This is a genomic window from Bacillus cereus, assembly GCF_002577405.1.
GTDB classification, from domain to species: Bacteria; Bacillota; Bacilli; order Bacillales; family Bacillaceae_G; genus Bacillus_A; species Bacillus_A cereus_AU.
The window spans coordinates 104,748-131,429 of record NZ_NULR01000010.1 but is presented as its reverse complement, the minus strand read 5'-3'; the positions used below and the strand labels follow the sequence as shown (position 1 = coordinate 131,429).

The following is a 26,682-nucleotide window of genomic DNA, read 5'->3' as shown; positions in this document are numbered from 1 at the left end:
TCATGTCAAACCGATTGTTTACCATGATTAAATCGTTTGTGATCCCTATACTTGCTATCGTTACATTACTTGTTGTTGCTGGTTATGCCTTATCAGGTTGTCAAGGCGGGCAGACAAAGTCGATTCAAGATCGTTACCCACTTGAATCTGTCGCAAAGGAAGGTAAACAAGAATCTTACGTGTATAGGGCCGCCAATCGGTCAGTTCCTGAAGTCGCGAAGGAACTTATAGCCGAAAGGAAACCGAAGCAAGCATCTAAAGAAGACGAAAATCAAATGTTTCTCGTTTATTCGGATAAAATGTATAACCTTCAAAAGGATAAAGAGAAACCATCTGATACGTTAATTGAAATAAGTAATGAAGAATTTGTCCGTCAAAATTACCAACCGTCCTTCCTGCAAGGATATCTTATGGGAAGTATATTAAACGATATATTCGGTTCAAAAAAATCATCATCTGGTGATTACCGAGGATATAATGACAGACAAAATCATAAACCAGTTATCCCGGAAAGGCCACCTACGAAAGAAGAAAAGAAAACCCCGCCTCCAATTACGAAGGAAGGGAAAGGATCTATTATTAAGCGAGGCGATAATGTAGATTCGAAATCTTCTGTAGGAGATACAGGAAGTATTACGAAAAAAGGAAGTAACACGCCTCCGCCTTCTACTGGAAGCAAAGGGAAAATCACGAAAAATCCAGGTGGTTCAAGCGGATCAGATGTGAAGCCGAAATCATCTATTAAAACGCCGCCAAAGAATACATCTCCCCCGAAAACAAGGGTTGGTGGTTCAGGGAAAGTTACGAAGAGAAGATAAAGGAAAACCCAAGGAGCAGGTAAGCGCTTCTTGGGTTTTATTATTTATATGTCATTTATTTTTATTTAAAAATTGTATGGTTTTATCGAATGTTTCTTTTCCTGCTGGTGTATTCATGTTGAACTGAAATTCATGTGCTAACTCGCCAAAAATACTTTTATCAAAGAAAAGACCATCTACAGCTACATTTTTGCTTTGTAAGGTTGAGAATAATTCCTTACCTTGATCTTCGAACGAAGCGGTATTACCATCTGTAATAAACGTTGGCGGATAATCTTTTGTTACATGTTTTGAAATTGAAGAAATGTTCATTTCTGGTAATGTTTCGAAGTTTTTTGTTCCAAAGTATGCCCAACCAGTCGTGCGCATAAAATCTTGTATTTGTTTAGATGTTTCCATTTTAGCTAATGCAGGCATGTTATAAGGACCACAATATAACAAAACACCTTTTATAGTAGAAGGGTTAATAATAGCATCAATCTTTGTTAATTTTGCATATTGTGAGGAAGTTTGAATTGTAACAAATTGACCAGATATTTGTGCCCCAGCAGAGTCCCCCGCAAAATAAATAGTATTTAGTTTTAAATTATATTTCTCTTCATTATTTTTTATATATGTATAAGCTTCACCTAGCTGGAGTACAGGAGTAGGATATTTTCTTTTAGGAGCAAGGGCATAGTTAATATTTACTACGGCATAACCACGAGCTGCTAATTCTACTGCATAACCAGTAATTTGCGATTTATCTCCACCTACAAATCCACCACCATGCATCCAAAAAATAACAGGTGTTTCTTTCGTATGATTTTTAGGATAAATAATATCTAATGTGCCATCTGGAAATTTAGAATGATAGTCAATATCTTCAATAATTTTTGTTTCTTTTAAAGCATTTTCATAGTTATCAGATTGAAACATCAGGCCTTTTTCAAAGACTTTTTTTATAATAAATGCTTTTGGATTTGGTGAAAGAAACCAATAACTTAGTCCTAAGAGAATGAGTCCTAAAATAATTAGAAGAGCGATGATAATCCTTTTTTTTAATACTCCTTTAGCTTTTTGTTTTTTCATTATCAAATTATCTCCATTTCTTATTTTTATCCCGCTATTGGTGGACAGCAGAGGGCTGATAATCGGTTAAGATGGACAAAAACGCCTATTGATTAAAGGTTCGATTTATATAAAGGTGAAATGTATTTTTTGCAGCCTTCTTTAGTACACTCTTGTTAATCATATTATGAAGTTTTTGGAAAAGTCTACCTGTAAATGTATTTTCCTTTTCGTTTATGATTGCTACAATTAATGTATAAGGAGGAGATTGTTATGACTATGTATAAAAGATTTAGTGTAATTATGTTCCTCGTCTTATTCCTCAGTTTGTTTATTAGCGCAACGATGAAATTTCACTTTGTAGTAGGTATTCTATGGATATTATGTACATGTACTCTCTTTCTATATATTCCGCTTCGCTTTCAACAGGAAGTGCCCGCCTTTCAAAAATACGTAGCATGGATTAAACGGGGGAGTCGGTGGGGAGAGTAAAAATATATCAGCGATTATCGGAATATATCGACCGCAACTCGAAATATATCAGCGATTATTGAAATATATCGACTTACCGACAAAAACTGACAACGATAACAGAAGAGGGTGTGCCAACATATTGGCACACCCTCGTTTTTCATAATGATTAATGAATATCACGTTTCTTAAAGTTACCGCCTTTTACTTCTGCTACGTCATAAACTGTAATAAAGGCATTGGGATCAATTTCATTAATAAGGTCTTTCATTTTACTTTCTTCTAAACGGTTAATTACACAAGAAATTTCTTTAAATTGCTCTCTTGAATAACCACCATACACTTCATTGTATGTTGCACTTCGGCCTAAACGATCGCGAATGGTTTCTACCATTAATTCAGGCTCTTTTGTGATGATTTTAAATGTTTTCGAACCACTTAAACCAACTTCAACGATATGAATCACTCTTGAAGCAATAAAGTAAGCAATTGCCGAAAGGATAGCGCCTTGAAGACCGAATACTGTTGATACGAAAATAAATACGAACATGTTTAAGAATAAAATAAGGTCACTTGTTCCGAAAGGTAATTTACGAGAAAGTAATACAGCTAGCATATCGATTCCATCTAATGCTCCGCCGTTACGTAATGCTAGTCCCATACCAAAACCGATAATAATACCGCCAGCAACTGTAACTAATAATGTATCGCCTTCAATAATAGTTGGTATTCCGTGCATGACAACGGTACCTACTGCTAATGAAGCAATCCCAATAATGGAATAAATTGCAAAGCTTCTACCGATTTGCTTATATCCTAACCAAACGAAAGGAATGTTAATAACTGCGATTAGAGCCCCTAATGGCAATCCAAATAATCTTGAACTAACGATACTTAAACCAGTCACACCACCGTCGGATACGTTATTTGGAATTAATACCGCTTCTAATCCGTACGCTGTGATAAGTGCCCCAATAATAATCATCAAAGATTTTGAAGCGAATTTTAGCTTATTGGGCTTGTTTTTGATAGTTTTTTCCATATAATTTCCTCGTTTCAAACTAGTTTCTTATGTGTTACATCATTCACACTTAAATTTTATTTTAACATTATATTTGAAAAAATTCTCCTTTACTGGGTGTATACAGGAGATATTATTATTTGAAATACACTCGTATATGATTAATACGTATAAAAATAGGAATGTTTTCAATTAAAAAATAATAGGATGATATGTATGTTTTGGCTACTGATCTTAAGGGGGAGGTTCTTTGAGATACTGTACGAAATGTGGGAATGAAACGAATGAGGATAACAAGTTTTGCGGACAGTGTGGGGAGAGTCTTAGCTATAAAACGGTAGAGGGAAGTTTTGTAAATAGTAATTCTAATAGTAGTATAGAAGTTTTTTCTTTAGTTGGTTTCATTACTGGATTGATATCATGGTTTATTAACTTATGGGGACTTATTGGCACTATAGCTATTGTATTTTCTATATTAGGTTTAAATAAACAAGTGACAGGTACGAGTAAAACATTTGCTATTGTTGGAATGGTTTCTGGAATTATTAATGTTTTGTACGCTGTTATATTATTGATTTAAATTTGATGAACTGAAAGGTGTAAAAAAGTCCCCTTTTCATAGAAGGGGACTTTAATAGTTGTTATGAAAATAAAAAACTAATGACTGTTAGGAATAAAGCGAAACCTAAGATTGTTCCGCACACTTTCATATGTCGCTTACGTCCCATCACGACGATTGCGACATATTCGCGAATCATTGCATTAGGCCAATAATAAAAGGCTGTTTTTGATCCGATTCCTTGGCTATTAAGACCAGCTTGTTTTGCATATATGCCAGCGCGGAAAAGATGGAAATTATTCGTTGTAAAAATACTTCTATACTTACCTTCTGGTTTTAAAGAATCCATGATTTCTTTAGAGAACGACATATTTTGATATGTGTTGACAGAGCGATTTTCCTGCACTGTATGTTCAATTGGAATTCCTTTTTCAATAGCGTAATTTTGCATTGCTTCCGCTTCTGGAAGGCCTTCATCTGGCCCTTGTCCGCCAGAGAAAATGATTGTTGGTGGTGTATTCACAGTAGCTTGTTTCCAATAAAAGTCGATAGCTTTATTAATACGACTTGCAAGTAAAGGGGGTACTTTGTCATTAATTAAGCCACTGCCAAGAACGATGATGAAATCTTGATTACGTCTCGGTCTATTGAATTGATATAAAAAATATGCGCTTAAGAAGTTAGATAAATGTACAAAGAAATACATAGTTATAAGAGAAATAGCAGCAAAAATAAATTGAAAATGCTCTGAGAATAAACTTGCCGGATTTATGATAGGGATTAGCATACAGAATAAAATCCCTAAAGCAGCAATTAAAGTTAAAGAATTTGTGAAGCGTCGTCCTTCGCGCCTCATCAAGATCCTCGCATTAAGAAATAGTCCAAACATTAAAGCGACTATAGCAAAAGGTATCATTAAAATTAGCGCTATCATCGGAATAATAACGATAAAACGTAAAGCGTTATTACCAGATGCAAATGAGGCTATAGCACAAAATAATAGAAATGAACAGAAAAAGGCATTAAATAAAAAGCCGTTGATTATTTTTCGTGGATCTTTTAAATATGAGATAAGAAAAATAATAAACAATATAAGAGGAATAATTCCAAAATACATAAATATAGTACACCTCAATTTGTATAAGAATTTGACATATCTTTTATATTACATGATTTCATAATTGAAAATGAAAGAAAAAGGATTTTGAATTTTCTTAATTAAATATATGGATACATATGTTAAAACATATTCAAGGCGATATATTAAAAGTAAAATGGTTGAAAAAAGCACTCAGCCTGAGTGCTTTTTCTTATTTATACATGCTATTTTTGTAGGCGATGTTCATAAAATGAAAGTAACGAAACGAAAGTAGGTGACAAAATGCCGGCAGTCGTGGAAGGTGTTATTATTGAAAACTGCAATGGGACAATTAATTTAGGTGATAAATACAACGTACAGCCGATTGAAAAGACGAAAGCTTATAATGGATCGGGATCATCGAATACAGGAATAAAAGTCCAAACATTTAGTGGTATTAGTACAGCAGATGTAGGGGATAATGATGTGAATGACCAAGAAATACAATTTACTTTATAGTGCAATATGCAAAATTGCATAAAATGATGAATTTATTGTGTGCTACAATCTAGCTGTGAGCTGTTAGTGATTCTTCTGTATCATAGTTGTTAGATTGTAAATATAACATCTTATCGAAAATCATACGTAAAAAAAGACACTTCAAAACGAAGTGTCTTTTTTCATTTTAGTGATATCCTTTAGCAGAGTCTTTATGAATTTTATTTTTAAATATGCTGTAGCTCCAAAGTTGGTAACCGATAACGATTGGTACCATGACCATTGCAACGAAGAACATAATTTTTAAGTTTAATTCACTACCTGCTGCGTTGTATAACGTTGTACTATACGCATCGTTAATACGAGATGGTAACATTCTTGGGAACATACCTGCAAAGCCAGTTGTCATAAACATTGCGATTGTTAAGCAAACGAATGTGAATGCAAGGCCGATTTTATGTTTGTACACCATAATAAGTGCGAGTACACTCATTAACATTGCAAGTATTGGAAGAATGAATAGTACAGGATATTCCGTGAAGTTTTGGAATAAGTTTGTACGGTTTGCAGTTGCTACATAGAAGATAGCTAAAATGATAGCAGCTGCCATTGAAAATGGTCGTGCGATTTTATAAGCGCGATCAGATACTTCGCCAGTCGTTTTAATCATAACCCAAAGGGCACCAGATACGACGAATATAGCGGTGAAGAAAAGACCACCTAAAATACCATAATGATTTAATAAGCTAAGTAAGTTTCCTTCATAACCGTTTTTTCCGATTTCTAGTCCGTAATATAGATTAGCGAATGTAACACCGAATAAGAAAGCGATTAAGAAACTACCGATTGTAAATGCCCACTTACAAGTTTTTTGCCAAATTGGTGAATCGTCTTTATGCATAAATTCGAGTCCAGCGGCACGAGCGAATAGTGCAAGTAATACTAAAAATAGTGGTGTATATAGGTAACTAAACATATTTGCATATGTGATTGGGAAGGCAGCAAATGTTGCGCCACCCGCTGTAATTAACCATACTTCATTACCACCCCAGAACGGGCCAATTGCTTCTTGTAATTGATTTCGCTCTTGTCGGTCTTTCGCAACGAACGGGAAAATCATCCCGTTACCAAGTGCGTAGCCATCAAGAATGAAGTAAACTGTCCAAATCACACCCCATAAACCGAACCAGATGATTGCAAGTGTATCATGAGACATGAGCCGCACCTCCTTCAGCAGGTTCTTCTAATGCAGCAGGTCCTTTTTTCGCGAACTTCAGCATTAAGTATACGTCTGCAATTAAAAGTAAAGTGTAGAACAAGATTAAACTAATTAGTGAGAACCAAATTTGTGGAACGGATATAGGTGATACAGATTCTGCTGTACGCATCAGTTTATATACTGTCCATGGTTGGCGACCTACTTCAGCGACAATCCAACCAGCATTAATCGCAATGTATGGAAGTAAGACAGACCACATTGTAATTTTTAAATAACGTTTTGAGTTTTCTAGTTTTCCTTTTCTATTTAAATAGAAACCATACCAAGTTAATGCCATAAAGAACATACCAAGTGCAACCATTAAGCGGAAGCTATAGTACACGAGGTTAACGTTTGGACGATCTTCTTTCGGAATATCTTTTAAACCAGTAATTTCACCATCAAATGAGTTTGTATAGAAGAAACTTCCTAGTTTTGGAATAGTAAGGAATTCAAAGTTCTTTTCATTTTTTACATCAGGAATTTGAATGATTGAGAAGCCCTGTCCTTTGCCAGTTTCCCAAACTGCTTCCATTGCAGCACCTTTTGCTGGTTGATATTTAGCAGCTGATACCCCTGATTGATGTCCCATAAAAGGTGTAACAGTTGCGGCGAATAATCCTAACATTAAACCAAACTTAAATGATTTTTTGAAAAATTCCACTTCATTTTTACGTAGTAAGTGATATGCACTAATTGCCATAACGAAGAAAGCACCAACGATATAACAACCAATTACAGTATGGAAGAACATATTCCATGCATATGGGTTTGTAACAAGAGCCCAGAAGTCATTTAATTCAGCGCGGCCGTTACGTACTACGTAGCCAACAGGATTTTGCATGAAACCGTTCGCTGTAATAATCCAAAGGGCAGAAATATTTGTTCCAAGTGCGACCATCCACATACAGAAGGCACGGAACTTTGGTGAAATTTTGTCTTTACCGAATAACCATATCCCCATGAAGGTAGATTCTAAGAAGAAGGCAACAAGTGCTTCGATTGCGAGAGGTGATCCGAAAATATCTCCCATATATTTGGAGTACTCAGACCAGTTTGTTCCAAATTGGAACTCCATCGTAATCCCGGTTATAATCCCCATAACGAAGTTAATTGTAAATAATTTACCCCAGAAATTTGCCATTTTGCGGTATGTTGGATTCAATGTGCGAGCGTATTGAGTTTCCATACATGCTACTAAAATAACAAGTCCGATTGTCAAAGGTACAAATAAAAAGTGATAAAAAATAGTAATTGCAAATTGAAAACGACTCAGTAACAGAACGTCGGACATAATAAATACTCACTCCTTTTTACATTATCTACAATTAGTTTATAGTGAAAATAGGAGTAAGGTATGTGAGACTTGTTACAAAGCTGTGTGTATATTTTGAAAGAATTATGTCGGTTATCTGAAAATATATTGCTTTTATAATAAAACAATATCCTTTTTGAGTTTTTTAAATTTTGGTACACTATATATGTAATGTAAATGAGAGAAAAGAGGGTCCTTTACTATGAAGTCATTAGAAGAGATTTTACAATACAATGAAAAATTCGTTGAAGAGAAAAAATACGAAGAGTATGAAACAGGGAAATTCCCAAACAAAAAAATGGTGATTATTTCTTGTATGGACACTCGTCTTGTTGAATTATTACCGAAAGCGATGAATATGCGTAACGGTGATGTGAAGATTATTAAAGTAGCAGGCGCAGTTATTTCACATCCATTTGGAAGTATTATGCGTAGTATTTTAGTTGCTGTGTACGAACTTGGTGCTGATGAAGTTTGTGTAGTTGGTCACCACGATTGTGGTATGGCAAAAATTCAAGCGAGCAGTACGATTGAGAAGATGAAAGAACGCGGTATAACAGAAGAGAAATTAGATACACTTCGTTACTCAGGAATCGATTTAGAAAAATTCCTGCGCGGCTTCTCTAGTGTAGAAGAAAGTGTAGAACATAGCGTATCAGTACTTCGTAACCACCCGTTACTTCCGGAAGAAGTACCTGTTCACGGTCTTGTTATAGATCCTGACACAGGAAAATTAGATTTAGTTGTGAATGGTTACGACAATTAAGAATTTACTTTGTCATCCTTTTTATCTGGGACAGGATCAAATCCTCCCGGGTGGAAAGGGTGACATTTTAATATACGCTTACAAGTCAGCCAAAAACCTTTGAGGGCACCGTGTTTTTGAAACGCCTCTAATCCGTAATGAGAACAAGTCGGATAAAAGCGGCACGTTGGTGGTGTCATCGGAGAAATGAACTTTTGATAAAAGCGTATAATGCCAATAAAAATCTGTTTCATAATGGTCTCCTTTTCAGCATAGTCTTAAAGTATTATAGCACGACCGTACATAATTCTTTACTAATGTCGATTTCCGTTATATCATATTGGATATAACGGAATTAAATTAAAAGCGGGAGAGATGTTGTATGCCATCAGTAGAAAGCTTTGAATTAGACCATACGATTGTAAAGGCGCCTTATGTAAGACATTGCGGAGTTCACAATGTAGGTAGTGACGGTATTGTAAATAAATTTGATATTCGTTTTTGCCAACCGAATAAACAAGCAATGAAGCCAGATGTTATTCATACGTTAGAACATTTATTAGCATTTAATTTACGTAAATATATTGATCGTTATCCGCATTTCGATATTATTGATATTTCACCGATGGGCTGCCAAACAGGATACTATCTTGTAGTAAGCGGAACACCGACAGTTCGAGAAATCATTGATTTATTAGAACTAACTTTAAAAGATGCGGTTCAAATTACAGAAATTCCAGCTGCAAATGAAACACAATGTGGCCAAGCGAAGCTTCATGACTTAGAAGGAGCAAAACGCTTAATGAACTTCTGGTTAAGCCAAGATAAAGACGAACTTGAGAAAGTGTTTGGATAAAGAGAAACTGCCTGTGAAAGGGCAGTTTTTTTATTGTGTTAAGAGCTTCCGTACGCTTCTTTTTTATGAAAATATACTAGATAATCCAGCATATAAAATAAAGATGGAACCGAAAAAATAACCAAAGGCTTTCGTTTTTTGCTGCTTCTTTATTTCATCGATTCCCAAAAGGATACACATCATACTTAAAAGGAGTAACACGTATGGTAAAAAAAGTATAGTGAAGTTTGTAAAGAAGCCAAATAGAGCGAGAATAAGGGCAATCGTTGCTATTATTATTCGAATGTTCTTTAACATGGAATCCCCCTTTTTAAAATTATCCTCTATTTTATTACGTGCTTGTAAATGCTAAATTGCTCAAGATTTCATTCTATACGTAGTGAAGATAGTTTGATATGAGAACGAAGAACATAAGAATAGAGATGAAAAAAAACGGAATACTCATTGATTTTCGTCCGGATTTAATTTCGTTAATTCCGACAAGAATAAAGAAACAACTGAAAGTAACTTGCATGTATGGGAGAAGTGTCAAATTATCGGTAATAAGAGAATAAGTGCCCAGAGCGAGTGTGAGAAGTGCTAAAAAAATCCGTAAGCCAGTTAGCATTTTACAACCTCCTTTAAATAGCATATTTACCGGAAGATTTCTGACAAACTAAGAAATAAAGCACCAGCTCCAGCAGCAATGCAAATAACTCCTGTTCCTGAATCCTTCTTTTTTATTTGTTCAATTGCAATGAGGAACATTAAAACTCCTAATAGAAATTGTGAAAGTGGTAGAAAGTTATTTTGACCTGTATATAGACCGATTGCAGACATAATGATCACAGTGATCGCAATTACGATGCGAAGTACACGAAGCATATTATGAATTCTCCTTATTCTTTTTTGCATAAGGATTATCTTCTGGTTTATCAACGGAATGTTTGTAGCCATAGCCTTTATTAATCGTCATGACGGAGAGTACTAGTATGACTAGGACGATGATAATCCCGATAATTAATATTTTGAACATAAAATCCCTCCTTTTCTTTATTTTACATAATTTTGTAATTGCTGAAAACAATAGAAATTAAAAGGATGAAAGAAGGATGTTACATGGAGAAGAAAAAAACATATTATATATCAGTTGGAAATGGTCAAATTTCACAAGTAAAGACGGCAGACACGTATAATTTTGAAATTTATGCAGATGACGAGGAGATTACGGAATTAAGAGAGTACTTCGATCAAGCATATGTAGAGGATTTAGGTTCATTTGTACGCTCCCACGTTCCATTTGTTGAGTATCACCACGATTCAAATAATGACAGATATGATGAACAACTACAAAAAGCATATAAAATGATTTACGATTTAGGAAATCATGAGACGAAAGAATTAGTCGCGCAAATGGGAATAATCAATGGATTATAATTGGATAATATTATGCAGAAAAGCGAGAATATGCTACAATTTGTGGTAGGAAAAACTTGTAACCATCAATAGGGGAGTAATGGCATGTACAAATTTAAAGATTATTACCACAACACTGTACAATTATCGTTTGAACGTTATCCATTTTCTCCTGAGCCAAAGCATGTTTGGGTTGTATGCCGGTACGGGGATCAATGGTTATTAACGCACCATTTACGTCGCGGTCTTGAATTTCCAGGTGGTAAGGTAGAATTAGGGGAAACACCGGAAGAAGCGGCGGTTCGAGAAGTTCATGAAGAAACCGGCGGCATAGTTTCTGATTTAACTTACTTAGGACAATACAAAGTATCTGGAAAAGACAAAATAATCATTAAAAACATTTATTTTGCAACAATTAGTGCGGTAGAAGCACATACGCATTACGAAGAAACGAAAGGATCTGTTTTATTAACAGACATTCCTGACAACATTAAAACGGATAGAAAATTTAGCTTTATTATGCGCGACGATGTACTAGCGCGTACGATGAAACATATAGAAGAAATCGGCTGTTTTACGAAGTAAAATGGCCGGTTTCTTTTTTTGTATTCAAAATGTAAATATATCTTTAAATTCATTTGGGTATATTATACAATTTCGTAAAGATATATTTGTGTTTTAGGAGGAGAAATATGGATAAAGGAAAAGAAACAACAGTTTCTGTTTCTATGGTTAAATTAAATGTCTATTCGCTTCTTATAATATTTGCTTTGGCGTTTGGTATTAGTTATTTGCATACTCTTATTTCAGGTGAGTTTCAAATTGAAATTACGTTACCGATCATGTTTCTTTTTATTATCGCAATGATTGTTCTCGTTTGTATTCATGAAGCGATACATTTAATAGGGTTTCGCTATATCGGAGGCGTTCCGTGGAGTGAGCTGAAATGGGGCGTCAATTGGAAATTAGGTGTTGCATATGCGCATTCTAAAAAGGCGATTACAGTAAAGCAAATGAAGAAAGTGTTAATGCTTCCGTTTTTACCGACTGGAATTTTGCCAATCGTAATCGGATTAGCTATGAATGTTCAATCGCTCTCATTTTTAGGGATTCTACTAACAGCAGGTTGTATCGGTGATATTGCCCTATATCAAAAAGTTTCAAAGTTTCCAGATGATGCGCTAGTTAAAGATCATCCGAGTAAACCACAGTTTACAGTATATGAATAATAAAGGAAGAGGAGGCGTTCGAGAAACGAAGCCTCCTTTTACTATTGTCTTGTTTTAATCTCTGCCTCTAAAAATGAGAGAACCTCCAGTAAATCATCCGCCATACGTGAATGTTCAAAGTCACCCCAAAACGAATCTTTTTTCCAAACTCCAAGAATCCCTACTTGTTCAGCGCCCATTACATCGTTCTCTGGATGATCTCCAACGTAAATACATTCTTCTGCCTTAACACCTAGCTTTTGCAAAGCTCGTTCGAAAATTTCAGGATGTGGTTTCTTAATTCCTTCTGCTTCTGAAATGAGAATTGTATTTGTATACGTATGTATGTTTAAGGCACGAAGGTTGTTCATTTGAAAATTAGTAAAGCCGTTTGTAATGATACCGATTTTTATATTTTGCTGAGTTAGTCGTTGAAGTAATTCATGCATGTTTGGGAAAGGAATACAGTGATGTTGAAAGTTTGTAGTGTAGTCATGCAGCAGTTGTTCTTGCGTTAAAGTAGTAATGCCGTATTCGCAAATGAGAGTAGCATATACTTTATCCTTCCAGGTGTAGCCATTGTTGTCGAGTTCGAGAAAACGAGAACAATACTCGGATTGTTCAATGTTCATAAAATGAAGAGAAAAGCGATTGTATTGGTCATGAATAAATCGCTCTAAAGATTGTCGTCGATCTAATAGTGTCCCATCTAAATCAAATAGCACAGCATGAATCATATGTAACCTCCTCAAAGTTTTTATAAATAATTATCGCATACTTGTTAAAAAATGATTATCATATTTTTGTAGACTGTAAAGATGGAGGTTCAAATGAAAGAACTGTATGGAAAATTAGTTTGTTTTATAATTTCAATTGGTTTAGTCGCCGGATGTGACATGGCGGAGCAAACTTCGAAAAGAGAGAAGAAAGATGTGTGTGAAACGACAGAAGAATGTACAGAAATAGGCGATAAATCGCTCCAAAAAGTATATAAAAAGATAGATGGACTTTCAGAACTTGAAGTACCAGAAGAGGATGGAACGGAACAACATACCACAAGTAATGATATGAAAAAAGCAGAGCAGAAAAAAGACGATGATGAAAGTTATTTCTTTTTAGCTTCTTATTATATTGATGGGGACGCAATTGTAGATCCTTATTTTGAAAAAATAGAACGGAAACGTTTAAATAAAGCATTCGCTGAAGATAAGGAAGCGAAAGAGGAGGTACTACAACAACGTCAAGATAGAGGGTACCATGAATCGTTATGGGAGATGTACAGTACTCTTATTCCAGCTAAATATCGTAGTGATATAAAAGAGTTTGACATGGTAACAGATGGATACGATGGAATCGTGGCTCATGTTATGCCAAGTATGGAGTATCCGAAAGAGTGGACTCTTAGTTTAGATACGCTTGATTCTGCGGTAAATATCGATGAAGTGATGAAAACATTAATTCATGAGACCGCGCACGTATTGACGCTCGGACATAAACAAATACCAGTAAATGAACAATACTTAAAGGATTTTGAAGAAGATAAAGATATTTCCTCATACCAAAATAAATGTAAATCTCTTTTCTTACAAGAAGGGTGTGCGAAGGAGAATTCTTATATAAATCAATTCCATAATTCGTTTTGGAAACCAATTGAGCAGGAGTGGACAGAAAAGCAAGTGGAAGAAAGTGAAGAAGCTCAAATGCAGTTTTTCAAGGAGAAACAGGATGAGTTTGTATCTGAATACGGAACAACAAATGTAGCAGAAGATATTGCAGATACATTTACAGCGTTCATATTACAAGATTCAAAAAAGGTGAAAGAAGGAACAGAGTTAAAGTATAAAAAAATTGCATTCTTCTATCAATTCCCAGAGCTTGTAAAAATGCGTGCAGAAGTGTTATCAGGATTATATGATGTTTCGAAAACGATAGAACAACAAAGTGGGGATTAATACGGGTTATATGTTCATATATTTTTGAACGATTCAACGAAAACGCGAGGACATTTAGTTCTTTGCGTTTTTTTACATTAATAAAATTGAAAATTCTGTCTTTTTTAACGGAAAGAAGAAGGAACTGGCACTTTAAAATAGAATTAGTATAAAAACGTCACAAATTAGACACAATTATAATGCGCGTGTTGTAGGGGCTATAAGTTTACTCTCGAGGAGGTAATGAAACGTATGAAAACGATTCTTGCTGTTGCTGGTCTCATTTGGGTAATGTCTCACAGTTTTCCGATATTTGAAGGGGAGCAAATTCGTAGTGCATTAAATAAAAAGTTCAATGATTATCATGTGATAGATCGAAAAGATAATGTCGTTACAGTACGTGTGAAAGACTGTTTCCATACAGTTACGGTTGCGGATGGAAATGTTACAAATGAAACAAAGATGTGTGATAAAAGATAAAAGAAAGAAGCTGACTCTAGTGTATCGCTCTAAGTCAGCTTCTTTTTTGTTTTCCGATTAGAAGTTTTTCAAATGCCTCTACAAATACATACATAAGTGTTGCGAGAACACATGTGAGTAGTACACTCAGTAAGACGAGTGTGAAGTTAAAGACTTGGAATCCATAGCTAATTAAATAGCCAAGCCCTTGTTTAGAAACGAGGAGTTCCCCGAAAATAACACCGACCCATGATAATCCAACGTTCACTTTTAGTGTTGAAATAATTGCTGGGAAGGATGAAGGGAGAATAACGTGCTTATAGCATTGCCATTTATTTGCGCCAAATGTGTCCATGACTTTTATATAGTTGGAATCTACTTCTTGAAATGCGCTGTAAATAACGAGAATGGTAATGATGATGGAAATGATCACGCCCATTGCGATAGAAGATGAAATGTTTGGACCGAAAATAACAATGATAATCGGACCGAGTGCAACTTTTGGCATTGCATTTAGGACGACGAGATAAGGATCAAGCACGCGAGCGAGAAGAGGTATCCACCAAAGGAAAGTAGCGATAATCGCTCCGAGTACAGTTCCGAGAATAAAACCTACTCCGGTTTCAAGTAATGTCGTCCATATGTGAATCCAAAGTGAACCGTCAATCCATTTCGTTAAGAAGAGATCCCAAATGCTCGAAGGAGAGCTAAAGAGTAAAGGATCAATCCACTCTTTTTTACTAGCTATTTCCCATAGTGCAAAAAAGAGGATGAGCAGTAAAAGTTGTAAAGACCATGCTAACCATGCTTGCCTGCGTTCTTTTTTTCGAAACTGTTCATGTAGTTGTTCTATATTATCCAAGGCGTTCCAACTCCTTCCATATTTCTTGGAAGAGGAGTGGGAAGTCATGGTGGTGGCGTGCTTCTAACGGCGATAGGGACCGAATACTTTCTGGGACGATGAACGTTTTTGCAATTTTTCCAGGGTTCGCTTGGAGTAAATAAATACGATCACTCATCGCGATTGCTTCTTCAATATCATGTGTCACAAGTAGTGATGTTTTCTTATAGTTACGTAGTAATGTGAAGACGAGATCCTCTAGTTTCAACTTTGTTTGATAATCGAGGGCGGAAAATGGTTCATCCAGCAATAATATTTTCGGATCAGTCGCTAACGTTCGAACGAGTGCTGCACGTTGGCGCATACCACCGGATAGTTCACGAGGATATTGCCCCTCTATATCATGCAGGCCGACTTGTTTTAAAAGCTTTAATGCGTGTTCTTTCGTATATTCGTCATAAACCTTTCGAACATGAAGTCCGAGCATAATATTTTCTTCAATTGTTTTCCAAGGAAACAAGTAATCTTGCTGGAGCATATAGCCCATTGATGAAGTTTTCGTTGTGATTGGTTCACCATCTAAAAATACGATACCTTCTATTGGATCAAGTAGCCCTGCGATGATGGAAAGGAGTGTTGTTTTTCCACAACCACTCGGACCAAGGATTGAAATAAATTCTCCTTCTTCCACTTGCAAACTCATATCTTCAAGAATTAGTTTGGCATTTTTTTTTGCAAAGAAGCAGTGAGAAACGTTACGTATTTGTAAAAAGCTCATACACTTCGCCTCTATTTCTTAATAACGCTTTCGGCAATTTTTGTATTGACGAGCGCTTCATGTGGGACTTCTTTTTGTAATTCGCCAGCTTCTTTCATAATGGTTTGAAGCTGTTTCCATTCTTCAGCATCTAATAGTGGATTTGTCGCATAAGAATGTTGCTTTTTATAACGTTCAATTACTTTTACTGAAATGTCTTTGGAAGTGTCTTTAAATAGCGGAGAAACGGCATCAGCGATTTCTTCTGGACTATGTGTATCAACCCATTGCTGCGCTTTATATAGTGCGCGTGTGAATTTTTCAGCAGCAGCTTTATCTTTCTTTAAGAAACTTTCTTTTGCCATGAACGTTGTATACGGAACAGTGCCAGATTCAGCTCCGAAAGACGCGACAATATAACCTTTTCCTTCTTTTTCAAATATACTTGCAGTCGGTTCAAAGAGCTGTACAAATTCTCCTGTACCAGATGCAAAGGCATTTGCAATATTAGCAAATTCGATATTTTGAATTAAGTTCGTATCTTTGTGAGGATCAATGCCATTTTTCTTTAAAACATATTCTCCAACCATTTGCGGCATGCCACCTTTACGCTGTCCTAAAAACGTAACGCCTTTTACGTCATTCCAATTAAAAGAGTCTAATTTTTTACGGGAAACTAAAAATGTACCATCTGTTTGTGTAAGTTGTGCGAAGTTAATAACAGGATCTTTTGCTCCTTGTTGGTGAACGTAAATAGATGTTTCAGAACCGACAAGAGCAACATCAATCCCGCCAGATAATAGGGCAGTCATCGTTTTATCTCCGCCAGCTGTTGTTTGTAAGTCAATATTTAATCCTTCATCTTTAAAAAATCCTTTTTCAATCCCGACATATAACGGGGCATAGAAGAGAGAATGGGTAACTTCACCGATGCGAATGTTTTGAGTTTGTTCTTTCTTATTTTCTTTTGTGCTACTACAAGCAGCGAATGTGAAAACAGCTAGTAACATGATGCAAAACACAGCTATTAATTTTTTCACTATATGGCACCTCCTAGAAATTAATCTACAAGCATGATATGTAGGTAAGTGCCCATATGTGAGGATAGATAGCAGGAATTTTTTGGGTGATAAAGAAGTAAACATATAAGGGGTGATAAAATGGAGTACGAATATGATGATAGTGTTCATTTACATCTTGATTATTTTGGAACTGAATGTGATATGGAATCGATTGCTTACAAGAGAAAGCATGAAGACGTATGGGACGTGTATTTTAATTTCGGAGTATATGGTATTCAGAAAAATGAGGTAGAGACAGGTAGGTTTATGGACGAATATGCCGGTTATTACGTTTTTTCTGTACATGCTCGTGATTTAAGCTGGGAATTTGGAAGTGCACAGTTTGAAGAATGGGTTTTGAAGAACCATATCGTAGAAAAAGCGCTGCAAAAATAGGTAGGAATTTCGTGATTGATTTTCTCATTCTATTGTTCATGTTTATAGTTGGATTTTTCATGATGCAATTTCTTGGTTACCAATTTGCAAAGAAAAATATTCATAAATACGAGGAAGTAAAGTGGGTTCATATGTGGTTAGATATGACGATGAAAAAAGGGGCCGAGATTAGATTTTTTTGATTTTGTATGTATAGTACTCGTATGTATTATATGGAAAGTATCGGTATATTCTTTCATAAAATGAATGCACAAATGTCTGTTAGAATGAAAAAGAACCTGTCAGTGGACGGGTTCTTTTCTTATAGCAATATTTGTATGAAGTATAGTTCATTTATGTTAGTAGAATAGAGATTAACGCATTATCCGAAAGAAGTCTCCTTCCTGGGGCGTGTGAAAGACGATAGTCTAGCGGTAGGTGGGAGATGAATTTCGGTTTGGCGTAGCCAAACATTTGATTTTCCTATTTATTTCGCCTCTGATATACTCAGTCTTATAAGAGGTAAAGTTTGGTATAACAATGAAAGTAGATAATAATCATGTTATTGTTCAGGTTGTGTGATCACCGTCATAGCTTATGGGAAATGAAGCGAAAAGTGGGATGAATTGATATGACAAAGCATAATAAGGCGTACAAATTTCGTCTGTATCCAACAGAAGAACAAGCACATCTCATTCGTAAAACTTTCGGGTGTGTACGCTTTGTGTATAATAAAATGCTGGCTGAGCGGAAAGAAATATACGAAACATACAAAGAGAACAAGGAAGAGCTAAAGAAACAAAAATTCCCTACTCCTGCGAAATACAAAGTGGAGTATGGATGGTTGAAAGAAGTCGATTCCTTAGCATTGGCTAACGCTCAATTAAACTTGCAAACTGCCTATAAGAATTTTTTTAGTGGTCAAAGTGATTTTCCTACATTCAAAAGTAGAAAAAGTAGAAAATCTTATACAACGAATCGAGTAAACGGAAATATTATGTTATTTCATGGTTATATCAAATTACCGAAATTGAAAATGGTGAAATTGAAGCAACATAGAGAGATACCGCAAAACCATATCATCAAATCGTGCACGATTTCGATGACACCAGCTGGTAAGTATTACGTGTCTATTTTGACCGAATATGAAAAAGAAATCGCTCAAAAAGAAGTAGAAAGTGTAGTTGGATTAGACTTCGCAATGGCTGAATTGTACGTGAGTAGCGAAGATGAGAAAGCCAATTATCCTCGCTTTTATCGTCAGATGTTAGACAGATTAGCAAAGGCACAACGAGTATTAGCAAGACGTGTAAAAGATTCAGAGCGCTGGAATAAACAACGCATTCGTGTAGCGAAGTTGCATGAAAAGGTCGCCAATCAACGTAAGAATTTCCTTCATCACAAGTCTAAAGAATTAGCTACGAGTTTTGACGTTGTAGCAATCGAAGACTTACATATGAAAGGAATGTCACGAGCACTTCGCTTTGGTAAGAGTGTAGCGGACAACGGTTGGAGGATGTTCATGACATTTTTAGCATATAAGCTACAAGAACAAGGAAAACAGCTTGTAAAAATAGATAAATGGTTTCCTTCTACAAAGATGTGTAGTCGTTGTGGAAACAAAAAAGAAATGCCATTATGTGAACGCACGTATGCGTGTTCGTGTGGACTCACAATCAGTCGTGACTATAACGCAGCTATCAATATCAAAAAGGAAGCCATGCGGTTATTAGCATTGATATAAATCGTAAGAAATAACCTTTGGAACACGGGAGTTAGCTCGGCTGTCCTAGGACAAATTCGTTAGCTATCAAAAGTAGCGATAAACCGAGAAGCCCCCACTTTGGGGTAAGCTCGTAAGAGATACTAAGTGGTGGGTAGTTCACGGGGAAATTAAAGATACATGTGTACAATACAAACACAACGTGAGACTAAATGCATACAAATATGGTATTTTGTATAGGACAGTATGTTTGCTGATGCGAGGCGAAGGGGTAAAGGAAAGAGGGAATAAATTGCGTTTTAATGTTTTAACACAGCAACGAAGAAGAGATGAATTTCATTTTAGTTTCTCGGCTCAGCAACCGAAAAATAACCTATTAATTTCAATCATTCTGAGTGGAATGTGGGCAATTTGTTTAGAAACGTTATTTTTTGTTATGCTAAGGTCTTTCGAATTCGAGAGAACTAAGGAATTTTTTAATGGGAAAATACAACTCAGTATACTCATTACTGTTTTGTGGGGTGTACTACTCTACACCATTCATTTAAATAAAGGTATCAGTCATAAGCTTAGGCCGGCTATTCGAGTTTACGTCTTATTATTTTTAATCGCGCATACAATGAATTGGTTGTATATTATGATACAGGAAAATATGAATCTTCTATCAGTAAATACGTGGGTTTATTTACAATATGGACAGTATATGTTAAGTCTATTGTTTATTTATATGGTATATATTTTTGTGTATAGTTTGCTTGGAAGAATTTTCTTAAGTACAACGATAACTAGTGTAGTCTTACTTGTTTTTGTGATGGTGAACTATTTTAAAATCATGTTTAGAGGAGAGCCATTTTATCCGTCTGATTTCACACAGATCGCTCATATGGATTCCGTTATACCGATGGTTATGGAATCCTTTAGTTTTTGGAATATGTTTCTCGTAATAGTTGGTATTGGGTTGCTTATATGTGTAGTTATGTATATACGAAAGTACATTCCAGTTATAAAATCTCATATTATTATAAGGATTATTTTAGTATGTGGATCTGCGTTTATGGTGTATGCATATAGTAATTATCCTAATACCTTTATGAATAATTTATTCCAAAAAGGTGGGGTAGACATTCGTGCGTGGAATCAAGCTGCAAATTATAATGTGAATGGTTTTGTTTTAGGATTTATAAGTAACTTAGATACGACAGTCATCAAAGAGCCTGAGGAATATTCAAAGGAAAATATGCAGCAAATTGCAAAGAATATAGAGAAACAATATAGCAGTAATATAAGTGCACAAAAAAAAGTAGAGAAGCCGAATATTGTATTTATTATGAGTGAAGCTTTTTGGGATCCGACAAAATTAACGAATCTTTCGTTTAGCGAAGATCCAGTGCCAAATTTACATCATTATATGGAGAATTTTCCAGGGGGACAAACGATTTCCCCTACATTTGGAGGAAATACAGCGAATACAGAATTTGAAGCATTAACGAGTTACTCGATGAGTCTTTTAATGCCTGGTTCTATACCGTATCAACAAGCCATTCCAAGTCAGAAAGAAATTCCATCTATTGCAAGTGAATTGAAAAAACAAGGGTACTATGCAAGTGCCATTCATGCTTTTAATCGATCGTTTTATAAAAGAGACGATGTATATAAAACATTGGGATTCGATAATTTTAATGCAGAAGACACGATGAAAAACACAGAAGTAGTGGGAGACAATATCGGTGATTTATCTATGAGTAAAGAAATAATAGATGAATTGAATAAGAGAAAACAACCGACGTTTATTCATGCGGTGACGATGCAAAATCATTTTCCATATACACCAAATATGTTTGGAGAAAATAAAATAGAAATTAGTGGGTTAACAGAAGAGGAATCGAAGGCGGAATTAGAAGCATATACGGAAGGCGTAAGACTGTCGGATGAAGCGCTGCAATATTTAGTAGAGCAGCTTGACGATTTAGAAAGACCTACTTTAGTAGTTTTCTTCGGAGACCATTTGCCTTTGTTAGGGACTAATAAGTCTATTTATAAAGAAGCAGGATATATAGATAACGAAGAAACTGTAAGTGAAAGATTAGCTATGGCAGAAACACCTTTGTTAATGTATGCAAATTTTGATTTGCCAAATGATAATTTAGGTTTAGTAAGTCCAATTTATTTCTCTAATCTTGTTTTTGATTATGCAGGATTAAATAAATCACCGTACTACCAATTTTTATCAGAAATGCATAAAGAAATACCAGTACTTAGAGATGAATTAAAGGTTAATAAAAATGGAGAAGAGATAAAAGATTTAACTAAGAAACAAAAAGAAATGCTAGAGCAGTATAAAATGATCCAATATGATTTACTCGCTGGAAAGCAGTATAGTAAAGATATACTCTTTAAATAGAAGAAACAAAAAGAACTTGTATCATGGTACAAGTTCTTTTTTTATAGTATTTAACGGGGTAACCAGACAAGCTGGGTTTAGGGAGTATTACCTGTGCCTTTAGTATATATGAAAATGTAATCGTATTATTTGTTGATTTGTGAGAAATGTGTGAATTATCACCTCTTTTAAAATTATTGATTAAAGAGCTATAATAAATCCCTTTAATTTCTAGTTAAAAATTTGATTTTAGGAAAGTACTTTTCATATATAGTTTAAATTATCGGAAAAATCAATTAAAATGAATGAGAACTTAAAAAATTGTAAAAAGGGGTGAGATGTTGAAGAAGTTTCTTGGTGGGAAAATAATAGAATTTCTTATTAGTATCGCAGTTATCCTTACAGTAAGCTATTTACCATTCTCTTTGTTTTTAGGGAATAGTCTTGATTTTATTACATATTTAGAGAAATTAGCCTCCCCAAAGGACATTGCACATATTAATATGACTACGATGCGCCCAGCTCCTTTTTTTGAAGGTATTATTGAACCTTATAAGTATTCGATGAGCATTCTTTTTATCGCTACAGCTTTAACAATTGTTCTTTCGGTTGGACTTTCATTCGTGTACTTATTAGTTTCTTCTAAAATTAAAAATTGGATTGAGCGTTGTTTAATTTTAATAGAATCAGTTCCGGATTTATTATTAATTTTTAGTTTACAATTATTTGTTGTATGGATTTATAAACAGACAGGATATCGCATTATTACCATTTATGCGTTTAATGATGAACGTGCCTATTTCTTACCTATTATTTGTATGACAATCGTTCCAACCCTTCATTTTTTCCGTATTATCGTTTTATTTTTAATGGAAGAAAAGAATAAGCCGTATGTGGAATTCGCCCGTGCGAAAGGATTGAGTGATAAGTATATACTCTACGTGCATTTATTACGTAATATCATGTATCATCTATTAAATCACTTGCAGCCGCTGTTCTTGTTCATGATTTCAAGTCTCTTAATGGTAGAGGGGGCATTTAATATTTCGGGATATATGTCTTTCTTGTTAAAGCCGGGTTCCTTAAATCCTTTAACGATGGCATGGTGGATTCTTTTATTATTTGTTCCATTTTATATTCTATTTACTATTGTGCATTACAGGGTGAATCGTATTACAGGAGGAGCTTCTCATGATATATAGAAAATTTCGCTCCAAACGTTTTTGGTTTGGTGTCCTTTACTTTGTAGGGATCGTTGTAATTAGTTATCTTATTACGTGGTTTGGTAAGGACTTATATATGAGTAAGACAATCTGGTTAAAAGATGCGAATGGGGATGTTGTTGCTGCAGCGCCGTTTAGCCCACTAACAATACCACCACTCGGTACAGATCGTAACGGTTTTAATTTATTTTTTCAATTATTAGTAGGGGCAAAGTTTACCATTTTATTTGTATTTGGCATATGTGTTGTACAAGTATTTCTCGGTACGATATTAGGTGTAGCATTATCGCATACACCATCTATAGTTCAAAGTTTCTTTCAAAAAGTATGTAAAGTATATTTCTTTATTCCGACAGTGTTATGGGCAATTTTGTGGATGTTCCCACTCATGTTTCACAGTCAACTAACGGGTTTTAATATGGATATCATTATAAAGCAGTTTGCTGTTCTTTGTTTTGCACTGTTACCAGCTGTTATTCTTTATGTGAATCAAGAAATTAATTTATTTATGAAAAATGAGTTTGTTACAACGTCGAGAATATTAGGTGCTTCAAGGTTTCGTATTATTAGAAAACATATATGGTTGTATTTAAAAGAAATTCTTCTCGTTCTTTTTTTACAGCAGTTTGTTCAATTATTTACGCTATTAATTCATTTGGCATTTTTCGGGATTTTAATTGGCGGAAGAGGTGTAGATTATGAAACACAGAAGCCATTCTCGCTTACGAATGAATGGGCAGGTTTAATTGGACTAAACAAAAACGAACTGCTAACAGCGCCGTGGATTGTCATTGCGCCACTATTATTTTTTACTGTTTCGATATTCGTTTTACATTTGATGATTAAAGGGATAAAGAAAGAGCAGGAAGGAAAGCTCTACTCTATGGATAGGAAGAAAAAGAAGACGCGATATGAATTAAAAGAGGAGAAGAAGGAAATCGATAAATCATTATTCATTCCAGTAACTTCCAAACCGATAGAAAAAGGTAGCTAGAAAAAAAGAATTTGCCGTAAGGGCAAATTCTTTTTTTATGTAAAGGAACTATGAATTTAAAAATTTTATAAGTTCTTTATTTAATTCATCTGCTTGATCGATTGGGGAGCCATGACCACTATTTGTAAGAGCATATAGCTGAGAATTTTTAATCCTTTGTTGCGTGAGTTCGGCACTTTTGTAGGGAATCAGTTGATCATGAACACCGTGGAATATTTTTGTTGGGACGTTAATTTTACTTAAATCTTTCGTTACGTCTTCGCTTGCGGCTGCTTGTAAGATTTTGATGAGAGCATAAGAAGCAGACTGCATACCGAGATAAGAAAACCATTCTAACGTAGCAGAGCCTAAGTTTCTATTAAAAAATGATAAGGATACATCATTTAAAAATTTAGGTAAATTTGCATACATTTGATTAATAAGGGTGTCTGCTTGTTCTTTTGATACACCGTAAGGAGATTCTTGATTTTTAACGAAAGAGGGGGAGACAGCATCAATTAAAGCAAGCTTAGAAATGCGGCGACCGTTATAGCGAGACATGTATCGAATGGAAAGAGCACCGCCGACTGAGAAACCGACTAACGTGGCGTTATCTACTTGGAGTGCTTCTAGAACAATTGCGATATCATCGGCTAATCGATCATATGTGTAACCAGTCCATGGTTTATCAGATTGCCCATTTCCGCGTATATCCATGGCGATGCAGCGAAAACCGCGCTCTGGTAAAACATTGAGTTGATATTGGTACATTTGGTGATTTAAAGGCCATCCATGGACGAAGAAAACAGTCTTACTACCAGGACCAGGATTAACATCTTGCACGAAAATATGCACATCTTTTTCGACGGTAACAAACATGAAGTATCCCCCTTTTGTGTATTAAAATGCTCTATCCCAAAAGCGGTGTTTCTTTTGAAGGATCTTGTAAAAAGTGGGCCATGGTTAGCTCTTCTAAGGATTCATATAGTTAGAAAACGCCATGTGCTCCGTATCCACGTGCATGAACGACTCTTTCAGGAATTCGTTCACGGTCAAAATGAGCAAGCTTTTCTCGCATAAGGAAATCTTCTAGAAGGGTAGGTCCACAATCGCCGACGGTTAAAGAGTTTTCATCATTTGAAATTTTAACACCTGTATTTGTTGTCATCTCTTTTCCTTCATTTTCACGTGTAAAGGATTGGAGTTGTTCTGTCTTTTTATTTTTTTACCGTCCATATAAAACACCTCCCATAATATACGTATTATATTTTGTTAGTTTTATGCGTACATATAGCATGGTGATATTACAGTGTTGGGGAGATTTTCCTTAATTGTACGATTTATTTTTGTGTGTCTATGAAAAATCATTTATTATAATAATGGTATATTCAATGGTATATTCAATGGTATATTCTTCGAAATATCATTTTGAAGGGGTGTTGAGGTGAAAGAAAGCTTTTTAACAGCTAAAGAAGAAAAGAAAAATGCTAAAATTTTCTTGTGGACATTGCATGTTATTTTAATTGTTTACGAGGTTTCATATGCATTTATGTTAGAAGACACAATCCCGTTAGGAGATTGGCATAAAGGACTCTGGAAGATTACATATATTATGACAATATTAGGTATAGGTGTGTACGTATTTGAGCAAGGAAAAGCACATTTAGTTAAATATATATATTTATTTGCGTACGTGATTGCAGAGAGTTTTAATATTGGATGGTATGCTTTTAATAATAAAATAGCTTTTGATGAAGGGAATATAATCGAATTTGTTTTCATTTTCTTCGTGCCGATATTTTTAAGTAAACGATATGTATTTATGTTAGCTCCGTTTCTTATAGGAAAATATATGATATACCTATTTGTATTTGATGAACTTAATTTGTTTATTGCGCTAATTATAAATATAGTGTTGCTTTTTGTAGCGTATATTATGTTAAACCGTTTTTTACAATATTTTTCAGCGGTAAAGAAAAGTATTGCAGAGGCTAGTCAGGCACAAAAGTTGGCGGTTGTCGGAAAAATGGCAGCGACAGTGGGACATGAAATTAAAAATCCACTTGCTTCATTAAAAGGCTTTACACAATTACAAAAAGAGAAACATGAAAAAGATGCAACCTATGGACAAATGATTACTGAAATAGAAAATATGAATAATATGGTTAGTGAATTAATGGAGGTTGCTACATGTAAACCTTCTGTATATGAAAAACATATTGTAAGTGATGTTTTAGTGCAGGCAGTAGAACATATGCATGAAAAAATGAAAGAGTCACATATAAATTTAACTTTTGATGAAGAGCATAATAAAAGTGAAATAGAATGTGATAAAAGGAAGTTAAAAGGTGTCTTTTTATACATTATCAAAAATGCCTTAGAGGCAATGGAACATGGCGGAGTATTACAAATACAAGTTGAAGATAAAAAAATGGATTACGTACTAGTTAGTATAGTAGATAGTGGTTTCGGGATAAAAAAAGAGAATTTAGGAAGAGTTACAGAAGCCTTTTATACAACAAAGCAAGATAAAGTTGGATTAGGTCTTACAGTAGCGGAGCGAATTATTAAAGAACATCTTGGAGAATTACATATTTCTAGTCAAGTACAGAAAGGAACGAGGGTAGAAATACTGCTTCCGAAAAAACTTGAGGATAATAGGATACAAGATTAAGAGGTGTTGTTAA

31 protein-coding genes and 2 pseudogenes are annotated in these 26,682 nt (G+C 35.0%); 18 read left to right on the top strand and 15 right to left on the bottom strand.

Annotation, left to right across the window (positions count from 1 at the left end; all coding sequences use genetic code 11):
- The first annotated feature begins 2 nt into the window (after window positions 1-2).
- The gene (locus COC96_RS14025) at window positions 3-818 is read left to right on the top strand and encodes a DUF4247 domain-containing protein (protein ID WP_098269432.1); all 816 of its coding nucleotides are present in this window, start codon (window positions 3-5) and stop codon (window positions 816-818) included.
- Between the two features lie 51 nt (window positions 819-869).
- Here the strand turns inward: COC96_RS14025 and COC96_RS14020 are convergent, their stop codons facing one another.
- Window positions 870-1,889, bottom strand: a complete 1,020-nt coding sequence (locus tag COC96_RS14020) for an alpha/beta hydrolase (RefSeq protein ID WP_098269431.1) — start codon at window positions 1,887-1,889, stop codon at window positions 870-872.
- Window positions 1,890-2,141: 252 nt separating this feature from the next.
- Between COC96_RS14020 and COC96_RS14015 the strand changes: the two genes are divergently transcribed.
- Window positions 2,142-2,360 carry a hypothetical protein gene (locus COC96_RS14015; protein WP_098269430.1) on the top strand — a complete coding sequence of 73 codons (219 nt, stop codon included), beginning with the start codon at window positions 2,142-2,144 and terminating at the stop codon, window positions 2,358-2,360.
- 148 nt (window positions 2,361-2,508) lie between these two features.
- Here COC96_RS14015 and COC96_RS14010 read toward each other — a convergent pair whose 3' ends face one another.
- Window positions 2,509-3,381 carry a YitT family protein gene (locus COC96_RS14010; RefSeq protein ID WP_097904723.1) on the bottom strand — a complete coding sequence of 291 codons (873 nt, stop codon included), beginning with the start codon at window positions 3,379-3,381 and terminating at the stop codon, window positions 2,509-2,511.
- Between the two features lie 229 nt (window positions 3,382-3,610).
- Here COC96_RS14010 and COC96_RS14005 point away from each other — a divergent pair, with 229 nt between their 5' ends.
- On the top strand, window positions 3,611-3,940 hold the full coding sequence (locus tag COC96_RS14005; protein WP_098269429.1) for a zinc-ribbon domain-containing protein: 330 nt from the start codon (window positions 3,611-3,613) through the stop codon (window positions 3,938-3,940).
- Between the two features lie 61 nt (window positions 3,941-4,001).
- Here COC96_RS14005 and COC96_RS14000 read toward each other — a convergent pair whose 3' ends face one another.
- Window positions 4,002-5,036, bottom strand: coding sequence for a YdcF family protein (locus tag COC96_RS14000; protein ID WP_098269428.1), 1,035 nt, complete (start codon window positions 5,034-5,036; stop codon window positions 4,002-4,004).
- A gap of 264 nt (window positions 5,037-5,300) precedes the next feature.
- Between COC96_RS14000 and COC96_RS13995 the strand changes: the two genes are divergently transcribed.
- Complete coding sequence (locus tag COC96_RS13995) at window positions 5,301-5,516, top strand: spore germination protein (protein ID WP_098269427.1); 216 nt, start codon at window positions 5,301-5,303, stop codon at window positions 5,514-5,516.
- A 166-nt stretch (window positions 5,517-5,682) separates the two neighbouring features.
- On the opposite strand, the gene cydB is transcribed toward COC96_RS13995, so the two are convergent.
- Together cydB and cydA are read right to left on the bottom strand one after the other, a co-directional pair.
- Window positions 5,683-6,711, bottom strand: a complete 1,029-nt coding sequence (gene cydB, locus COC96_RS13990) for a cytochrome d ubiquinol oxidase subunit II (RefSeq protein ID WP_098269426.1) — start codon at window positions 6,709-6,711, stop codon at window positions 5,683-5,685.
- Window positions 6,701-8,047 carry a cytochrome ubiquinol oxidase subunit I gene (cydA, locus tag COC96_RS13985; RefSeq protein ID WP_098269425.1) on the bottom strand — a complete coding sequence of 449 codons (1,347 nt, stop codon included), beginning with the start codon at window positions 8,045-8,047 and terminating at the stop codon, window positions 6,701-6,703. The genes cydB and cydA overlap by 11 nt, the downstream gene beginning before the upstream one ends.
- A 223-nt stretch (window positions 8,048-8,270) precedes the next feature.
- Between cydA and COC96_RS13980 the strand changes: the two genes are divergently transcribed.
- Window positions 8,271-8,834: a beta-class carbonic anhydrase gene (locus COC96_RS13980; RefSeq protein ID WP_088232341.1), complete on the top strand. Its 564-nt coding sequence runs from the start codon at window positions 8,271-8,273 to the stop codon at window positions 8,832-8,834.
- Here the strand turns inward: COC96_RS13980 and yidD are convergent.
- Entirely contained in the window at window positions 8,831-9,067 is a 237-nt protein-coding gene (yidD, locus tag COC96_RS13975) for a membrane protein insertion efficiency factor YidD (RefSeq protein WP_000809334.1), read from the bottom strand. The two genes, COC96_RS13980 and yidD, sit on opposite strands and share 4 nt — an antisense overlap.
- 128 nt (window positions 9,068-9,195) lie before the next feature.
- On the opposite strand from yidD, the gene luxS reads away from it, so the two are divergent.
- Complete coding sequence (gene luxS / locus COC96_RS13970) at window positions 9,196-9,669, top strand: S-ribosylhomocysteine lyase LuxS (RefSeq protein ID WP_001141369.1); 474 nt, start codon at window positions 9,196-9,198, stop codon at window positions 9,667-9,669.
- Window positions 9,670-9,732: 63 nt separating this feature from the next.
- Here the strand turns inward: luxS and COC96_RS13965 are convergent, their stop codons facing one another.
- The 3 genes from COC96_RS13965 to ytzI all read right to left on the bottom strand — a co-directional run bounded on the left by COC96_RS13965 (window position 9,733) and on the right by ytzI (window position 10,684).
- A complete protein-coding gene (locus tag COC96_RS13965) occupies window positions 9,733-9,966 on the bottom strand; it encodes a DUF3953 domain-containing protein (protein WP_098768933.1) in 234 nt (77 codons plus the stop codon).
- 336 nt (window positions 9,967-10,302) lie between these two features.
- Complete coding sequence (locus tag COC96_RS13960) at window positions 10,303-10,533, bottom strand: DUF3953 domain-containing protein (protein WP_098269423.1); 231 nt, start codon at window positions 10,531-10,533, stop codon at window positions 10,303-10,305.
- A 1-nt stretch (window position 10,534) separates the two neighbouring features.
- Window positions 10,535-10,684, bottom strand: a complete 150-nt coding sequence (gene ytzI, locus COC96_RS13955; protein WP_142340001.1) for a YtzI protein — start codon at window positions 10,682-10,684, stop codon at window positions 10,535-10,537.
- Between the two features lie 83 nt (window positions 10,685-10,767).
- Between ytzI and COC96_RS13950 the strand changes: the two genes are divergently transcribed.
- The 3 genes from COC96_RS13950 to COC96_RS13940 all read left to right on the top strand — a co-directional run bounded on the left by COC96_RS13950 (window position 10,768) and on the right by COC96_RS13940 (window position 12,293).
- A complete protein-coding gene (locus COC96_RS13950; RefSeq protein WP_098768931.1) occupies window positions 10,768-11,085 on the top strand; it encodes a hydrolase in 318 nt (105 codons plus the stop codon).
- An 84-nt stretch (window positions 11,086-11,169) separates the two neighbouring features.
- Entirely contained in the window at window positions 11,170-11,649 is a 480-nt protein-coding gene (gene mutTA, locus COC96_RS13945) for an antimutator 8-oxo-(dGTP/GTP)ase (RefSeq protein ID WP_000276383.1), read from the top strand.
- A 107-nt stretch (window positions 11,650-11,756) separates the two neighbouring features.
- A complete protein-coding gene (locus COC96_RS13940) occupies window positions 11,757-12,293 on the top strand; it encodes a DUF3267 domain-containing protein (protein WP_098768930.1) in 537 nt (178 codons plus the stop codon).
- A 41-nt stretch (window positions 12,294-12,334) separates the two neighbouring features.
- Here COC96_RS13940 and COC96_RS13935 read toward each other — a convergent pair whose 3' ends face one another.
- Window positions 12,335-13,009, bottom strand: a complete 675-nt coding sequence (locus COC96_RS13935) for an HAD family hydrolase (RefSeq protein WP_098768929.1) — start codon at window positions 13,007-13,009, stop codon at window positions 12,335-12,337.
- A gap of 93 nt (window positions 13,010-13,102) precedes the next feature.
- Between COC96_RS13935 and COC96_RS13930 the strand changes: the two genes are divergently transcribed.
- Together COC96_RS13930 and COC96_RS13925 are read left to right on the top strand one after the other, a co-directional pair.
- The gene (locus tag COC96_RS13930; protein WP_098269420.1) at window positions 13,103-14,224 is read left to right on the top strand and encodes a hypothetical protein; all 1,122 of its coding nucleotides are present in this window, start codon (window positions 13,103-13,105) and stop codon (window positions 14,222-14,224) included.
- Between the two features lie 231 nt (window positions 14,225-14,455).
- Window positions 14,456-14,683, top strand: a complete 228-nt coding sequence (locus COC96_RS13925) for a hypothetical protein (protein WP_098269419.1) — start codon at window positions 14,456-14,458, stop codon at window positions 14,681-14,683.
- Window positions 14,684-14,717: 34 nt separating this feature from the next.
- On the opposite strand, the gene COC96_RS13920 is transcribed toward COC96_RS13925, so the two are convergent.
- The 3 genes from COC96_RS13920 to COC96_RS13910 are packed head-to-tail and all read right to left on the bottom strand — an operon-like array spanning window position 14,718 to window position 17,300.
- Window positions 14,718-15,524, bottom strand: coding sequence for an ABC transporter permease (locus COC96_RS13920; protein ID WP_098269418.1), 807 nt, complete (start codon window positions 15,522-15,524; stop codon window positions 14,718-14,720).
- Complete coding sequence (locus COC96_RS13915) at window positions 15,517-16,281, bottom strand: ABC transporter ATP-binding protein (protein WP_098768928.1); 765 nt, start codon at window positions 16,279-16,281, stop codon at window positions 15,517-15,519. Before COC96_RS13915 ends, COC96_RS13920 begins: the two co-directional genes overlap by 8 nt.
- An 11-nt stretch (window positions 16,282-16,292) precedes the next feature.
- A complete protein-coding gene (locus COC96_RS13910; RefSeq protein ID WP_141536002.1) occupies window positions 16,293-17,300 on the bottom strand; it encodes an ABC transporter substrate-binding protein in 1,008 nt (335 codons plus the stop codon).
- Between the two features lie 120 nt (window positions 17,301-17,420).
- Here COC96_RS13910 and COC96_RS13905 point away from each other — a divergent pair, with 120 nt between their 5' ends.
- The 6 genes and pseudogenes from COC96_RS13905 to COC96_RS13875 all read left to right on the top strand — a co-directional run bounded on the left by COC96_RS13905 (window position 17,421) and on the right by COC96_RS13875 (window position 24,016).
- Window positions 17,421-17,717 (top strand): DUF3986 family protein, encoded by a 297-nt coding sequence (locus tag COC96_RS13905; protein ID WP_098269416.1) that lies wholly within the window; start codon window positions 17,421-17,423, stop codon window positions 17,715-17,717.
- A gap of 11 nt (window positions 17,718-17,728) precedes the next feature.
- Window positions 17,729-17,963 (top strand): annotated as a pseudogene (locus COC96_RS13900) (hypothetical protein).
- Between the two features lie 364 nt (window positions 17,964-18,327).
- On the top strand, window positions 18,328-19,440 hold the full coding sequence (locus COC96_RS13890; RefSeq protein WP_098768927.1) for an RNA-guided endonuclease TnpB family protein: 1,113 nt from the start codon (window positions 18,328-18,330) through the stop codon (window positions 19,438-19,440).
- Between the two features lie 235 nt (window positions 19,441-19,675).
- Window positions 19,676-21,820 carry an LTA synthase family protein gene (locus COC96_RS13885; RefSeq protein ID WP_142340002.1) on the top strand — a complete coding sequence of 715 codons (2,145 nt, stop codon included), beginning with the start codon at window positions 19,676-19,678 and terminating at the stop codon, window positions 21,818-21,820.
- A gap of 320 nt (window positions 21,821-22,140) precedes the next feature.
- Complete coding sequence (locus COC96_RS13880; RefSeq protein WP_098269415.1) at window positions 22,141-23,001, top strand: ABC transporter permease subunit; 861 nt, start codon at window positions 22,141-22,143, stop codon at window positions 22,999-23,001.
- Window positions 22,991-24,016, top strand: coding sequence for an ABC transporter permease subunit (locus COC96_RS13875; RefSeq protein ID WP_098269414.1), 1,026 nt, complete (start codon window positions 22,991-22,993; stop codon window positions 24,014-24,016). Before COC96_RS13880 ends, COC96_RS13875 begins: the two co-directional genes overlap by 11 nt.
- 48 nt (window positions 24,017-24,064) lie before the next feature.
- On the opposite strand, the gene COC96_RS13870 is transcribed toward COC96_RS13875, so the two are convergent.
- Window positions 24,065-24,874 (bottom strand): alpha/beta fold hydrolase, encoded by an 810-nt coding sequence (locus tag COC96_RS13870; RefSeq protein WP_098269413.1) that lies wholly within the window; start codon window positions 24,872-24,874, stop codon window positions 24,065-24,067.
- Between the two features lie 40 nt (window positions 24,875-24,914).
- Window positions 24,915-25,220 (bottom strand): annotated as a pseudogene (locus COC96_RS13865) (catalase); the annotation flags it as partial.
- A gap of 219 nt (window positions 25,221-25,439) precedes the next feature.
- On the opposite strand from COC96_RS13865, the gene COC96_RS13860 reads away from it, so the two are divergent.
- Window positions 25,440-26,669, top strand: a complete 1,230-nt coding sequence (locus COC96_RS13860) for an ATP-binding protein (protein WP_098269412.1) — start codon at window positions 25,440-25,442, stop codon at window positions 26,667-26,669.
- Window positions 26,670-26,682 lie beyond the last annotated feature (13 nt).

What these genes read in the sequence shown, in the direction of transcription:
- COC96_RS14000 (WP_098269428.1), bottom strand. Translation starts at nt 5,036, where the DNA reads ATGTATTTTGGAATTATTCCTCTTATATTGTTTATTATTTTTCTTATC.
- COC96_RS13925 (WP_098269419.1), top strand. Translation starts at nt 14,456, where the DNA reads ATGAAAACGATTCTTGCTGTTGCTGGTCTCATTTGGGTAATGTCTCAC.
- COC96_RS13995 (WP_098269427.1), top strand. Translation starts at nt 5,301, where the DNA reads ATGCCGGCAGTCGTGGAAGGTGTTATTATTGAAAACTGCAATGGGACA.
- COC96_RS13885 (WP_142340002.1), top strand. Translation starts at nt 19,676, where the DNA reads ATGCGAGGCGAAGGGGTAAAGGAAAGAGGGAATAAATTGCGTTTTAAT.
- COC96_RS13890 (WP_098768927.1), top strand. Translation starts at nt 18,328, where the DNA reads ATGACAAAGCATAATAAGGCGTACAAATTTCGTCTGTATCCAACAGAA.
- COC96_RS13905 (WP_098269416.1), top strand. Translation starts at nt 17,421, where the DNA reads ATGGAGTACGAATATGATGATAGTGTTCATTTACATCTTGATTATTTT.
- COC96_RS14015 (WP_098269430.1), top strand. Translation starts at nt 2,142, where the DNA reads ATGACTATGTATAAAAGATTTAGTGTAATTATGTTCCTCGTCTTATTC.
- COC96_RS14025 (WP_098269432.1), top strand. Translation starts at nt 3, where the DNA reads ATGTCAAACCGATTGTTTACCATGATTAAATCGTTTGTGATCCCTATA.
- COC96_RS13980 (WP_088232341.1), top strand. Translation starts at nt 8,271, where the DNA reads ATGAAGTCATTAGAAGAGATTTTACAATACAATGAAAAATTCGTTGAA.
- COC96_RS14010 (WP_097904723.1), bottom strand. Translation starts at nt 3,381, where the DNA reads ATGGAAAAAACTATCAAAAACAAGCCCAATAAGCTAAAATTCGCTTCA.
- COC96_RS13870 (WP_098269413.1), bottom strand. Translation starts at nt 24,874, where the DNA reads ATGTTTGTTACCGTCGAAAAAGATGTGCATATTTTCGTGCAAGATGTT.
- luxS (WP_001141369.1), top strand. Translation starts at nt 9,196, where the DNA reads ATGCCATCAGTAGAAAGCTTTGAATTAGACCATACGATTGTAAAGGCG.
- yidD (WP_000809334.1), bottom strand. Translation starts at nt 9,067, where the DNA reads ATGAAACAGATTTTTATTGGCATTATACGCTTTTATCAAAAGTTCATT.
- cydB (WP_098269426.1), bottom strand. Translation starts at nt 6,711, where the DNA reads ATGTCTCATGATACACTTGCAATCATCTGGTTCGGTTTATGGGGTGTG.
- COC96_RS13935 (WP_098768929.1), bottom strand. Translation starts at nt 13,009, where the DNA reads ATGATTCATGCTGTGCTATTTGATTTAGATGGGACACTATTAGATCGA.
- cydA (WP_098269425.1), bottom strand. Translation starts at nt 8,047, where the DNA reads ATGTCCGACGTTCTGTTACTGAGTCGTTTTCAATTTGCAATTACTATT.
- COC96_RS13960 (WP_098269423.1), bottom strand. Translation starts at nt 10,533, where the DNA reads ATGCTTCGTGTACTTCGCATCGTAATTGCGATCACTGTGATCATTATG.
- COC96_RS14020 (WP_098269431.1), bottom strand. Translation starts at nt 1,889, where the DNA reads ATGAAAAAACAAAAAGCTAAAGGAGTATTAAAAAAAAGGATTATCATC.
- ytzI (WP_142340001.1), bottom strand. Translation starts at nt 10,684, where the DNA reads ATGTTCAAAATATTAATTATCGGGATTATCATCGTCCTAGTCATACTA.
- mutTA (WP_000276383.1), top strand. Translation starts at nt 11,170, where the DNA reads ATGTACAAATTTAAAGATTATTACCACAACACTGTACAATTATCGTTT.
- COC96_RS13965 (WP_098768933.1), bottom strand. Translation starts at nt 9,966, where the DNA reads ATGTTAAAGAACATTCGAATAATAATAGCAACGATTGCCCTTATTCTC.
- COC96_RS13930 (WP_098269420.1), top strand. Translation starts at nt 13,103, where the DNA reads ATGAAAGAACTGTATGGAAAATTAGTTTGTTTTATAATTTCAATTGGT.
- COC96_RS13940 (WP_098768930.1), top strand. Translation starts at nt 11,757, where the DNA reads ATGGATAAAGGAAAAGAAACAACAGTTTCTGTTTCTATGGTTAAATTA.
- COC96_RS13915 (WP_098768928.1), bottom strand. Translation starts at nt 16,281, where the DNA reads ATGAGCTTTTTACAAATACGTAACGTTTCTCACTGCTTCTTTGCAAAA.
- COC96_RS13875 (WP_098269414.1), top strand. Translation starts at nt 22,991, where the DNA reads ATGATATATAGAAAATTTCGCTCCAAACGTTTTTGGTTTGGTGTCCTT.
- COC96_RS13950 (WP_098768931.1), top strand. Translation starts at nt 10,768, where the DNA reads ATGGAGAAGAAAAAAACATATTATATATCAGTTGGAAATGGTCAAATT.